The organism is Streptomyces chromofuscus (assembly GCF_015160875.1).
In the GTDB taxonomy this organism is placed as follows: domain Bacteria; phylum Actinomycetota; class Actinomycetes; order Streptomycetales; family Streptomycetaceae; genus Streptomyces; species Streptomyces chromofuscus.
This window is the reverse complement of the sequence record NZ_CP063374.1, coordinates 3,888,471-3,900,642: the sequence shown is the minus strand read 5'-3', so window position 1 is coordinate 3,900,642 and position 12,172 is coordinate 3,888,471. Positions and strand designations below refer to the sequence as shown.

Here is a 12,172-nt window from a genome sequence, read left to right as displayed (position 1 = left end):
GTGTCGGCTATTGCCAATTCATTTGTACAGTGCCCGGCAAAGCATTGTGAAGCCCGACTAAATCTCTCCGCGTGTCCCAACGCAATAGCTGCCGCGGGTGGATCTCGGATCTTTCCCGGAACTTTTCGTGAACGCACCCCGCCGATGCTCGACCGTGACCATCGATCCGTAGCTTCCTACAACTCTACCCGCGTAGAAATTTTGTGCGGGTAGTCTGAAGGAACCTGCTCAGCACCACACACCGGGAGTGCCAGTGGCACGCGTCGTAGTCGACGTCATGCTCAAGCCGGAGATCCTCGACCCCCAGGGCCAGGCGGTGCAGCGCGCGCTGCCGCGCCTCGGTTTCGACGGCATCTCCGACGTACGTCAGGGAAAGCGATTCGAACTGGAAGTTGACGGACCGGTCGACGAGGCCGCGCTCGCCCGCATCCACGAGCTCGCGGAATCCTTCCTCGCCAACACCGTGATCGAGGACTTCACCGTCAAGGTGGAGGAAGTCGCGGAGGCCGTGAAGTGACCGCTCGTATTGGCGTCGTCACTTTCCCGGGGAGTCTCGACGACCGGGACACGCAGCGCGCGATCCGTATCGCCGGCGCCGAACCCGTCGCCCTCTGGCACAAGGACAAGGACCTCAAGCAGGTCGACGCGGTGGTGCTGTGCGGAGGTTTCTCCTACGGCGACTATCTGCGCGCCGGAGCCATCGCCCGCTTCTCGCCGGTGATGGAGTCCCTGATCGAGCAGGCGAAGGCCGGCCTGCCGGTCCTCGGCATCTGCAACGGCTTCCAGATCCTCACCGAGGCCCACCTGCTGCCCGGCACGATGCTGCGCAACAACCACCTGCACTTCATCTGCCGCGACCAGAAGCTGCGGGTGGAGAACGACCGGACCGCCTGGACCAGCGACTACAGCGCCGGCCAGGAGATCCACATCCCGCTGAAGAACATCGACGGGCAGTACGTCGCCGATGAGCGCACGCTCGACGAGCTGGAGGCCGAGGGCCGGGTCGCCTTCCGCTACCTGGACGTCAACCCCAACGGCTCGCTGCGCGACATCGCCGGCGTCACCAACGAGGCCGGCAACGTCGTCGGCCTGATGCCGCACCCCGAGCATGCCGTCGAGTCCCTCATCGGCACCGGCCGCACCGACGGCCTGCCCTTCTTCACCTCGATCCTCAAGAAGCTGGTCAACGCATGAGCAGGACGCCTCTGGACACGGTCGAGCACGCGGCCGCGACCCCCGACGTCGAGCTGCCCTGGGCCGAACTGGGCCTGAAGAAGGACGAGTACGAACGGGTCGTCGAGATCCTCGGCCGCCGCCCGACCGGCGCCGAGCTCGCCATGTACTCGGTGATGTGGTCCGAGCACTGCAGCTACAAGTCCTCCAAGGTGCACCTCCGCCAGTTCGGCGAGAAGGCGCCGCAGAGCGACGCGCTGCTGGTGGGCATCGGCGAGAACGCCGGCGTCGTGGACGTCGGTCAGGGCTACGCGGTCACCTTCAAGGTCGAGTCGCACAACCACCCGTCGTACGTCGAGCCCTACCAGGGCGCGGCCACGGGTGTCGGCGGCATCGTCCGCGACATCATCGCGATGGGCGCCCGCCCGGTCGCGGTGGTCGACCCGCTGCGTTTCGGCGCCGCCGACCACCCCGACACCAAGCGCGTCCTGCCCGGCGTCGTCGCCGGCATCGGCGGCTACGGCAACTGCCTGGGCCTGCCCAACATCGGCGGCGAGGTCGTCTTCGACGCCGTCTACCAGGGCAACCCGCTGGTCAACGCCGGCTGCATCGGCGTGATGCGGCACGAGGACATCCACCTCGCGAAGGCGTCCGGCGCGGGCAACAAGGTCATCCTGTACGGCGCCCGGACCGGCGGCGACGGCATCGGCGGCGCGTCGATCCTGGCCTCCGAGACCTTCGACGACGCCAAGCCCTCCAAGCGCCCCGCCGTCCAGGTGGGCGACCCCTTCCAGGAGAAGCTCCTCATCGAGTGCACCCTGGAGGCGTTCCGGGAGAAGCTGGTCGTCGGCATCCAGGACCTCGGCGCGGCGGGCCTGTCCTGCGCCACGTCCGAGCTGGCCTCCAACGGCTCCGGCGGCATGACCGTCGTCCTCGACGACGTACCCCTGCGCGACTCGACGCTCTCCCCCGAGGAGATCCTGATGAGCGAGTCGCAGGAGCGGATGTGCGCGGTCGTCGAGCCGGGCAAGGTCGACCGCTTCCTGGAGATCTGCGAGAAGTGGGACGTCATCGCCACCGTCATCGGCGAGGTGACCGACGGCGACCGGCTGGAGATCTACTGGCACGGCGAGAAGATCGTCGACGTCGACCCGCGCACCGTCGCCCACGAAGGACCGACGTACGAGCGCCCCTACGCCCGCCCGTCCTGGCAGGACGAGCTCCAGGCGGACGACGCGGGCAAGCTGCCGCGCCCGCAGACCGCCGAGGAGCTGAAGGACCAGGTCCTGAAGCTGGTCGGGTCCCCGAACCAGGCGTCCAAGAAGTGGATCACCTCGCAGTACGACCGCTTCGTGCAGGGCAACACCGTCCTCGCCCAGCCCGAGGACTCGGGCATGATCCGGATCGACGAGGAGACCGGCCTGGGCGTCGCCATCGCGACGGACGGCAACGGCCGGTACGCCAAGCTGGACCCCTACACGGGCGCCCAGCTGGCCCTCGCCGAGGCCTACCGCAACGTGGCCACGACCGGCGCCAAGCCGCTGGCGGTCTCCGACTGCCTCAACTTCGGCTCACCCGAGGACCCGGCGGTGATGTGGCAGTTCGCCGAGGCCGTGCGCGGTCTGGCGGACGCCTGCCGGCAGCTGGGTACGCCGGTCACCGGCGGCAACGTCTCGCTCTACAACCAGACGGGCGAGGCGGCCATCCACCCGACGCCGGTCGTCGCGGTCCTCGGCGTCATCGACGACGTCGCCCGCCGCACGCCGGTCGCCTTCCAGGAGGAGGGCCAGCTGCTCTACCTCCTCGGCGACACGCGTGAGGAGTTCGGCGGCTCGGCCTGGTCCCAGGTCGTCCACGACCACCTCGGCGGACTGCCGCCCGAGGTGGACCTGGAGCGCGAGCGCCTGCTCGCCGAGATCCTGATCTCCGCCTCCCGCGACGGCATGATCGACTCCGCGCACGACCTGTCGGACGGCGGCCTGATCCAGGCGGTCGTCGAGTCGGCGCTGCTCGGCGGCAAGGGCGCCCGCCTGGTCGCCCCCGACGGCCTGGACGCCTTCACGTTCCTCTTCTCCGAGTCCGCGGGCCGCGCGATCGTCGCCGTCCCGCGCTCCGAGGAACTGCGCTTCACCGACATGTGCGGCGCCCGCGGCCTCCCGGTCACGCGCATCGGCGTCGTCGACGGCGCCACGGTCGACGTCCAGGGCGAGTTCGCCCTCTCCCTGGAGGAGCTGCGCGAGGCGCACGAGGCGACCATCCCGGCGCTGCTCGCGTAGTCCCGGCACCCCGTGAAAGGCCCCGCCCGGCACCGGGCGGGGCCTTCCACCCTGCCTCCCTCGTGCCTTCCCGTGCCCGGCGGTCGTCCCGGCCGGCCCGGAACCGTAGGCTCACGGCCATGTCACCGGCCAAGAAGCGCCCCCGCGCCTACGACCCCGCCAAGACCCGCGCTGCCGTGCTGGCGCAGTTCGGGGCCGTCCGGGAAGCGGTCCGCGGGCTCACGCCCGAGCAACTCGCCCTGCCCACCCGGCTGGGGGACTGGACCGTGCGGGACCTGGTCGCGCACATCGGGATGGCCCTCGCGGCCGTCAGCCGGCTGGTCGACGAGGCCGAGCCCCGGCGGCAGGACGCGGCGCCGACCGACTGGCCCGCCGCCATCGCCGCCGACGCGCCCGCCATCGCCGAGACCGCCCGCTGTCTCGCCGGGCAGCACGCCGACGTCGACGCCCACCTCGCCGACGTCGAACGGCGCTTCACCGCCGCCTTGGACGCCCACCCAGGCACCCGCCTGCTCGCCACCAGCGCCGGCGCGCTCCCCCTGGCCGACTACGTCGTCACCCGTACGGTGGAACTCGTCGTCCACACCGACGATCTGAACGCCGCCGTCCCGGGCCTCGACGTCCCCTACGACCGGCAGGCCCTCGCCGCGGCCACCCGGCTCCTCGCCGACGCGCTCGCCGCGAAGGCCCCCGGCGGTTCGACCGAGGTGCGCATCCCGCCGTACGCGGTGGTGCAGTGTGTCGAGGGGCCGAGGCACACCCGCGGCACCCCGCCCAATGTCGTCGAGACCGACCCGCTGACCTGGATCCGGCTCGCGACCGGCCGCCTCACCTGGACGGACGCCGTCGCACAGGCCAGGGTGAGCGCCAGCGGCGAACGGGCCGACCTGGGGAAACTCCTCCCGCTGATGGCCTGAGGGCCCGCCGATGGTCCGAGGGTCCGAACGTCTGGGGGTGGGGGGAACCAATCACCCCACCCGTCCCGTCGAACCGGCATGTACAGGCAGAAGCAGCGCATCACCCGCACCGCGGCCCTCGCTCTCCTCCCCCTCGCCGCCGCCTGCGGCACCGAGCAGGCGGGCAGCACGACGGCCGACGCAGGCAAGCCCGTCACGGGCGTCCACTGGACCGTCGACAGCGTCACCGTCGACGGCACGGAGCACGACGCCCCCGCCGACGCGTACGTCACGATCGACGACAGCGGCAGGGCGCAGGGCAACTACGGCTGCAACCACTTCAGCGCGCAGGCCACCTTCGACGGCGACCGCGTCCGGCTCGGCGACGCGACGGTGACAGAGATGGCCTGCGAGGAAGGGCCCATGACCTTCGAGGAGAACCTCGCCCGCACCCTCGCCGACGGCCCGCTGCGGACCGAGGTCAGCGGCGACCGCCTGACCCTCACCACGGAGGCCGGGGACACCGTCCGCCTGACCGAGGAGCGGGCGGCCCCCCTGTACGGGACGCGGTGGACGGTCACGACCCTCGGCGAGGGCGGCCCGGACGGGGTCGCGGAGCCCCTGCCCGCCGGCGCCGAGGGCACGGCGCACCTCACGTTCGACAAGGCCGCGGGCTCCGTCGGCGGCCGGCTCACCTGCAACAAGGTCAACGCCGACGCCACCGTCCGCGACGGCCGCATCACCCTCGGCCCCGCGTCCACCACGCGCATGATGTGCGAAGCCTCACTCATGGCTACCGAAAAGCGTCTCCTGCGCCTCTTCGACAGCACGGTGAGCTACCGCCTGGAGCACCGGACCCTCACGCTGACCAGCGAAAACGGCGAAACGGTGACCGCCACCGCCGAGCGGTGATCCGTTACTGACCGGTATCCCCAATTCGGACCAGTGGTCGACCTCGCCTACACTCGGGGGCGTGCCACGTGGTGACGGTCGACTCAATCACGATCTGCTTCCCGGCGAGAAGGGCCCCCAGGACGCATGCGGCGTCTTCGGTGTCTGGGCTCCGGGCGAAGAGGTCGCAAAGCTCACGTACTTCGGGCTCTACGCCCTCCAGCATCGGGGCCAGGAATCCGCGGGAATCGCGGTCAGCAACGGCTCCCAGATCCTCGTCTTCAAGGACATGGGCCTGGTCTCTCAGGTCTTCGACGAGACCTCGCTCGGCTCCCTCCAGGGTCACATCGCGGTCGGTCACGCCCGCTACTCCACCACCGGCGCCTCGGTGTGGGAGAACGCCCAGCCGACGTTCCGGGCCACCGCGCACGGCTCCATCGCGCTCGGCCACAACGGCAACCTGGTCAACACCGCCCAGCTCGCCGAGATGGTCGCCGAACTGCCCAAGCAGGACGGCCGCACCACCCGGGTCGCCGCAACCAACGACACCGACCTGCTGACGGCGCTGCTCGCCGCCCAGGTCGACGCCGACGGCAAGCCGCTGACCGTCGAGGAGGCCGCCCCGGTCGTCCTGCCTCAGGTCAGGGGCGCCTTCAGCCTCGCCTTCATGGACGAGCACACCCTGTACGCCGCCCGCGACCCGCAGGGCATCCGCCCGCTGGTCCTCGGCCGCCTGGAGCGCGGCTGGGTCGTCGCCTCGGAGACCGCCGCCCTCGACATCGTCGGCGCCAGCTTCGTCCGCGAGGTGGAACCGGGCGAGTTCCTCGCCATCGACGAGAACGGCCTGCGCACCTCCCGATTCGCGGACGCGAAGCCCAAGGGCTGCGTCTTCGAGTACGTCTACCTGGCCCGCCCCGACACCGACATCGCCGGCCGGAACGTGTACCTCTCCCGCGTCGAGATGGGCCGCCGCCTCGCCAAGGAAGCGCCCGCCGAGGCCGACCTGGTCATAGCGACCCCGGAATCCGGCACCCCGGCCGCCATCGGCTACGCCGAGGCCTCCGGCATCCCGTTCGGCGCCGGTCTGGTGAAGAACGCGTACGTCGGCCGTACGTTCATCCAGCCCTCCCAGACCATCCGGCAGCTCGGCATCCGCCTGAAGCTGAACCCGCTGAAGGAAGTCATCAAGGGCAAGCGGCTGGTCGTCGTCGACGACTCGATCGTCCGCGGCAACACCCAGCGCGCCCTGGTGCGCATGCTCCGCGAGGCCGGCGCCGCCGAGGTGCACATCCGGATCTCCTCGCCGCCCGTGAAGTGGCCCTGCTTCTTCGGCATCGACTTCGCCACCCGCGCCGAGCTCATCGCCAACGGCATGACCATCGACGAGATCGGCACCTCGCTCGGCGCCGACTCCCTGGCGTACATCTCCACCGACGGCATGATCGAGGCGACCAGCATCGCCAAACCGAACCTCTGCCGCGCCTGCTTCGACGGCGAGTACCCGATGGAGCTCCCGGACCCCGAGCTGCTGGGCAAGCGGCTCCTGGAGACCGAGCTGGCGGCCGGCCCGGCGGCCACCGCCGCGGCGGACGCGATCCGCCGTCCGTAGGCGCCCGAGCCTCAGGGGGCCTGGGGGTGTCCCCCAGACAACCCGTTACCAACCCGAAAGATCTCAGGCAATGTCTGCTGCAGACAATCAGTCGCCTCCGGCGACGGGTCCTGTCACCGGTGCTTCCTACGCGGCCGCCGGTGTCGACATCGAGGCGGGCGACCGCGCGGTCGAGCTGATGAAGGAGTGGGTGAAGAAGACACAGCGCCCCGAGGTGCTCGGCGGCCTCGGCGGTTTCGCCGGCCTCTTCGACGCCTCCGCCCTCAAGCGCTACGAGCGTCCCCTGCTGGCCTCGGCCACGGACGGCGTGGGCACCAAGGTCGACGTGGCCCGCCAGATGGGCGTGTACGACACGATCGGCCACGACCTGGTCGCGATGGTCATGGACGACATCGTGGTGTGCGGCGCGGAGCCGCTGTTCATGACCGACTACATCTGCGTCGGCAAGGTGCACCCCGAGCGTGTCGCGGCCATCGTCAAGGGCATCGCCGAGGGCTGTGTGCTGGCCGGCTGCGCCCTGGTGGGCGGCGAGACGGCCGAGCACCCCGGTCTGCTGGGCGAGGACGACTTCGACGTCGCCGGCGCCGGTACGGGCGTGGTGGAGGCCGACCGGCTGCTCGGCGCGGATCGCATCCGAACGGGTGACGCCGTCATCGCCATGGCGGCCTCCGGTCTTCACTCGAACGGGTACTCGCTGGTCCGGCACGTCCTGCTGAACCAGGCCGGGCTGTCCCTCGACGCCCACATCGACGACCTCGGCCGCACCCTCGGCGAGGAGCTGCTGGAGCCGACGAAGATCTACTCGCTGGACTGCCTCGCGCTCACCCGTACCACCGAGGTGCACGCCTTCAGCCACATCACCGGCGGTGGACTCGCGGCCAACCTGGCCCGTGTCGTCCCGGACCACCTGCACGCGGTCGTGGACCGCTCGACCTGGACGCCGGCGCCGATCTTCGACCTCGTCGGCAGCACGGGCGAGGTGGAACGCCTGGAGCTGGAGAAGACGCTCAACATGGGCGTCGGCATGATGGCGATCGTCCCGGAGGAGTCCACCGAGGTGGCCCTGGCGACGCTGGCCGACCGTGGGGTCGAGGCCTGGGTCGCCGGTGAGATCACGGACCGTGGCGAGCACACCACGGGCGCGGCCCTGGTGAGCGACTACGCCGGCTGAGACCCCGCGGGCAGCACAGAACCCGGTCGGTGACCGAGGTCACCGACCGGGTTGCTGCTCAGTGCAAGGTCAAGCGCCGCGACGGTGGCGCGAGGAATCGTCGTCCTCGTCCTCGTCGTCGTCCTCATAGAGGTCGGCGTACCGTGCGTACAGGTCGTCGTCGTGCTCATCGTCCTCGAACCGGTCACCGTTGGTGTTCGGTGACGTGTTCGACGTCGATGCGCCCAGCTCCTCAGCCAGGCGTGAGAGGTCCGTCCCACCGCTGTTGTACTTCAGCTGGCGGGCGACCTTCGTCTGCTTGGCCTTGGCCCGGCCGCGCCCCATGGCTCGACCCCCTCAACGACGGGGCTCGACGGCCCCAGAGTCTTGACACGCGTTCATGATCCGGAACGGGCTCTCCGTGGAGAGACCGGTCCGTAGGGCTTCCACGGTACCTGAGCCCGCGCCCATACGGTACGTCGCCCGCAGCACGCGCGTGTGCCCAGAACCTTTGAGGCGCCCCGTCCTCGCTGGTCAGTGGCGATTTTAACCACTTATCGGCGCACGACCCGCCGGTCGAAGTGAGAGTTCTCTCCAACTGTCGACCGGCAGGTACCGCTCGAACCTCCGGACGGGCCCCGCGGAACGTCACCATCCGCGCGCCGCGCGACCCTCCGCCATCCGCTGCTCGGCGATCCGGTCGGCCGCGGCGGCCGGCGGAATCCCGTCGTCCTTCGCACGTGCGAATATGGCCAGCGTGGTGTCGTAGATCTTCGCCGCCTTCGCCTTGCACCGGTCGAAGTCGAAACCGTGCAGTTCGTCGGCGACCTGGATGACCCCGCCGGCGTTCACCACGTAGTCGGGCGCGTAGAGGATCCCGCGGTCGGCGAGGTCCTTCTCGACACCCGGGTGGGCGAGCTGGTTGTTCGCCGCGCCGCACACCACGCGCGCGGTCAGCACCGGCACGGAGTAGTCGTTCAGCGCCCCGCCGAGCGCGCAGGGGGCGTAGATGTCCAGGCCGTCGACGCGGATCAGCGCGTCGGTGTCGGCGACCGCCTTGACGCTCGGGTGCCGCTCGGTGACCCGGCGGACGGCGTCCTCGCGCACGTCCGTGACGAAGACCTCGGCGCTCTCGGCCATCAGGTGCTCCACCAGGTGGTGACCGACCTTGCCGACACCGGCGATGCCGACCCGGCGGCCGCGCAGCGACGGGTCGCCCCACAGGTGCTGGGCGGAGGCGCGCATGCCCTGGTAGACGCCGAAGGCGGTGAGGACGGAGGAGTCGCCGGCGCCGCCGTTCTCGGGGGAGCGCCCGGTGGTCCAGCGGCACTCGCGGGCCACGACGTCCATGTCGGCGACGTACGTGCCGACGTCGCAGGCGGTGACGTACCGGCCACCGAGGGAGGCCACGAAGCGGCCGTAGGCGAGCAGCAGTTCCTCGGTCTTGATCCGCTCGGGGTCGCCGATGATCACTGCCTTGCCGCCGCCGTGGTCCAGCCCGGCCATGGCGTTCTTGTACGACATCCCGCGCGCCAGGTTGAGCGCGTCGGCGACGGCATCGGCCTCGTTGGCGTACGGGTAGAAGCGGGTACCGCCGAGCGCGGGGCCCAGGGCGGTGGAGTGGACGGCGATCACGGCCTTCAGGCCGGTCGCGCGGTCCTGGCAGAGGACGACTTGCTCATGACCGCCCTGGTCCGAGTGGAACAGGGTGTGCAGTACATCAGCAGGTGCGCCGGTTACGTCGGTCACGGTGGTGACTCCTGAGGTAAAAAGCGGCGATGGGACGAGGGCCCCGTGCGGGTGGCGGGACCCGTGAGCACGAGATTAGAGCCTCTGGGCCGCGCCGACGGGGCAGTGCTCAGGATCACCTCCGCACGGAGTACGTCCGTGCGACGATTTGCATAGTTTTCCCGCGCGTTTGTGGGCGGGTTCCGCGGTTTTCCCCGGCAGGTGGCGGGGGAGGGAGCAGGCGTGCCCAAGGTGTCCTCGGTGATCGTTCCGTATGCGGCCTACCTGCGCGTGTACGAGCCGCTGGCCGCCTTCCCGGAGCCGGAGCGGGAGTACTGGGCACGCTACGCGCGCCGCCCGGACCGCCCCTCGTACCAGGACGAACTGCGTCGCTCACTGGCCGACTTGCTGCCCACCCCGCCCGTGCCGGTACCGGTGCACGAGAGCCGTGACGCCTTCGTGCTGGGGGCGCACGGAGTGATCCACGTCTGCCCCTGGCGGACCCGGCTGCGCGGCTGGCAGGCGCTCGGCGACCTCGCGGAGGAGCTCCCGCCGCCGCTGCTGGACGCCGTGCTGCCGCCGCTGGTGCGCCACCAGGCGACCCAGGACTACGAGCGCTGGCTGGCCGGCAACCCCGACGCCCGCCCCTGGATCCGCACGGCGACCTGGCAGGTGCCGCTGACCTGGTTCGTGCTCGTCTCCGACGAGGAGCGGGAGTACGACAAGGGCTCCGGAGGCACCGACGACGCCCCGCCGGTGCTGCGCTACCGCACCCCGATGGTCCAGGCCAGGCGCAGGGTGGCCCGCGGGCTGCGCACACTCAAGAACGCCATGGACGAGGGACCGCTGATCGACGGCCTCGTGGACGTCGGGCGATGGCTGGAGGAATTCCATCCCCGCTCGCTGGTCGAGCTCGACTACGGCGGGCTGGTGCACGCCCTGCCGGAGGGTGAGCTGGAGGGCGACCACTCCGCGGCCGACGTGGCCGAGGGGATCGAGGCGCTGCGCATCGGCGACGGGGTCACGGCCGGTGAGGCGTACGGCCGGCTGGTGGAGCGCTGGCGGTCGGTGCGGGACCTGCGTTCGGCGAACTGACGTACTGTTCTGTGACGTACCTTACGGACCTTACGGGGCGTCAACAAGGGACTCGGAGCGCGATCTGGGCGTATGTGTCAAGTGTGTGATGCATGCGACAAGCGTGACGGAGCGCACGTACACGTCTCTTGCGTCCCTTGCCCGCCCTCATGCCAAAATAGGACAAGGAGTCCGGGGAGGACTCTGTCCGTCCCGGTGCGTCCGGCAGTGGGCGGAATCTCTGCATTGCACGCTTTGGGGGGTCTGGTGACTCCTGATCGCCCTGTGACTGATCGTCACAGTGGCGTGACTGTCCGCTATGGCATGGTCCATCGGCATCCGTCGCTGATGAACACCTGGGAGGGCAATTCCATCGGTTTGGCCGACGCGGCTGGACAGATGGTGTAGTTGTAGTGCCGAGGACAAGCCGTTCGTCCTATAACCGACTCGACTCGCGTCCGCCATTTCGGGCAACGCGGGTCAAGGTGCAGAATTTAGAGGAAAGAACCGAGAAGGTTCGGTTCTCCCGAGGAGGCCGCTCATGACCGCTCGCACCCCTGATGCCGAGCCGCTGCTGACCCCGGCTGAGGTCGCCACGATGTTCCGCGTCGACCCGAAGACGGTCACGCGGTGGGCGAAGGCCGGCAAGCTCACTTCCATCCGCACGCTCGGCGGGCACCGCCGCTACCGCGAGGCCGAGGTGCGCGCTCTGCTCGCGGGCATCCCGCAGCAGCGCAGCGAGGCCTGAACAACTGAATAACCGGGCGAACCGGCTGGTCCCCCAACCCGCCGAGACGTCCGAAACACAGCTCCAAGCGACGCGGGTTCTGCCCCAACAGGGCCTACACCCAAGGCTTTCAGGCAACTGACAGGGTGCGTCGTCGATCGCGCTGGACTCCGCCGGGTCCAGCGCGATCTTTTTTGTGCGCGGGGCGGCGAGTCTGTGGGCGGGCTTGTCGGACTCTGGGGAGGGGTGTCGGAGCAGCCGTGAGGAAGCCCTGGGGGAGGGTGCAATTGCACATATTAAATTGACCGGTTGTAGGAGCTGGGTAAGTACCGCCGTTTCAGAAACTCATGCGGTGACTCCCGTCACATGCCAGTGTGCTTGTTGCCTCTGGCCTATGTGCGATAGGGGAGTTGGGGTCATGAGGGGTCATGTGCCGGTGGGCCGCTCACCCTCGGCGCCGTCCTCCGGGGGGTCCGCCGGGCGGGGCGCGGAGTCCATGGCGAGCCGGAGGAGCCGATGGCAGACCGGGCAGTGCCGGGTCAGATGCCGGTACGACGACGCGGCCGACAGATGCGCACGCAGCAACGCCCGCGTCTCGTGCCTCGCCGATGCCGCCATACGCCACCTCCGGGGGCCCGCGGGCGTGTT

General features: G+C 70.0%; 12 protein-coding genes. 9 read left to right on the top strand and 3 right to left on the bottom strand.

Going from position 1 to position 12,172, the window contains the following annotated elements:
* Positions 1-253 precede the first annotated feature (253 nt).
* The 7 genes from purS (at position 254) to purM (ending at position 8,016) form a co-directional block, all read left to right on the top strand.
* Positions 254-517 carry a phosphoribosylformylglycinamidine synthase subunit PurS gene (gene purS, locus IPT68_RS17555; protein ID WP_189696117.1) on the top strand — a complete coding sequence of 88 codons (264 nt, stop codon included), beginning with the start codon at positions 254-256 and terminating at the stop codon, positions 515-517.
* Positions 514-1,194, top strand: a complete 681-nt coding sequence (gene purQ / locus IPT68_RS17550; RefSeq protein WP_189696118.1) for a phosphoribosylformylglycinamidine synthase subunit PurQ — start codon at positions 514-516, stop codon at positions 1,192-1,194. Before purS ends, purQ begins: the two co-directional genes overlap by 4 nt.
* Positions 1,191-3,449, top strand: coding sequence for a phosphoribosylformylglycinamidine synthase subunit PurL (purL, locus tag IPT68_RS17545; protein WP_189696119.1), 2,259 nt, complete (start codon positions 1,191-1,193; stop codon positions 3,447-3,449). Before purQ ends, purL begins: the two co-directional genes overlap by 4 nt.
* A gap of 119 nt (positions 3,450-3,568) precedes the next feature.
* A complete protein-coding gene (locus IPT68_RS17540; protein ID WP_189696120.1) occupies positions 3,569-4,366 on the top strand; it encodes a maleylpyruvate isomerase family mycothiol-dependent enzyme in 798 nt (265 codons plus the stop codon).
* Positions 4,367-4,444: 78 nt separating this feature from the next.
* Complete coding sequence (locus tag IPT68_RS17535) at positions 4,445-5,257, top strand: META domain-containing protein (RefSeq protein ID WP_189696121.1); 813 nt, start codon at positions 4,445-4,447, stop codon at positions 5,255-5,257.
* A gap of 61 nt (positions 5,258-5,318) precedes the next feature.
* Positions 5,319-6,845, top strand: a complete 1,527-nt coding sequence (gene purF, locus IPT68_RS17530; protein ID WP_189696122.1) for an amidophosphoribosyltransferase — start codon at positions 5,319-5,321, stop codon at positions 6,843-6,845.
* Between the two features lie 70 nt (positions 6,846-6,915).
* A complete protein-coding gene (purM, locus tag IPT68_RS17525; protein ID WP_189696123.1) occupies positions 6,916-8,016 on the top strand; it encodes a phosphoribosylformylglycinamidine cyclo-ligase in 1,101 nt (366 codons plus the stop codon).
* A gap of 69 nt (positions 8,017-8,085) precedes the next feature.
* Here purM and IPT68_RS17520 read toward each other — a convergent pair whose 3' ends face one another.
* Both IPT68_RS17520 and IPT68_RS17515 read right to left on the bottom strand, forming a co-directional pair.
* Entirely contained in the window at positions 8,086-8,340 is a 255-nt protein-coding gene (locus IPT68_RS17520; RefSeq protein WP_141312914.1) for a DUF3073 domain-containing protein, read from the bottom strand.
* 303 nt (positions 8,341-8,643) lie between these two features.
* Complete coding sequence (locus IPT68_RS17515; protein WP_189696124.1) at positions 8,644-9,744, bottom strand: Leu/Phe/Val dehydrogenase; 1,101 nt, start codon at positions 9,742-9,744, stop codon at positions 8,644-8,646.
* A 222-nt stretch (positions 9,745-9,966) separates the two neighbouring features.
* Here IPT68_RS17515 and IPT68_RS17510 point away from each other — a divergent pair, with 222 nt between their 5' ends.
* A complete protein-coding gene (locus IPT68_RS17510) occupies positions 9,967-10,818 on the top strand; it encodes a hypothetical protein (RefSeq protein ID WP_189696125.1) in 852 nt (283 codons plus the stop codon).
* Between the two features lie 520 nt (positions 10,819-11,338).
* Positions 11,339-11,545 carry a developmental transcriptional regulator BldC gene (bldC, locus tag IPT68_RS17505; protein WP_003949541.1) on the top strand — a complete coding sequence of 69 codons (207 nt, stop codon included), beginning with the start codon at positions 11,339-11,341 and terminating at the stop codon, positions 11,543-11,545.
* 405 nt (positions 11,546-11,950) lie between these two features.
* Here the strand turns inward: bldC and IPT68_RS17500 are convergent, their stop codons facing one another.
* Positions 11,951-12,142 (bottom strand): DUF6274 family protein, encoded by a 192-nt coding sequence (locus IPT68_RS17500; RefSeq protein ID WP_189696126.1) that lies wholly within the window; start codon positions 12,140-12,142, stop codon positions 11,951-11,953.
* Between the last annotated feature and the right edge of the window lie 30 nt (positions 12,143-12,172).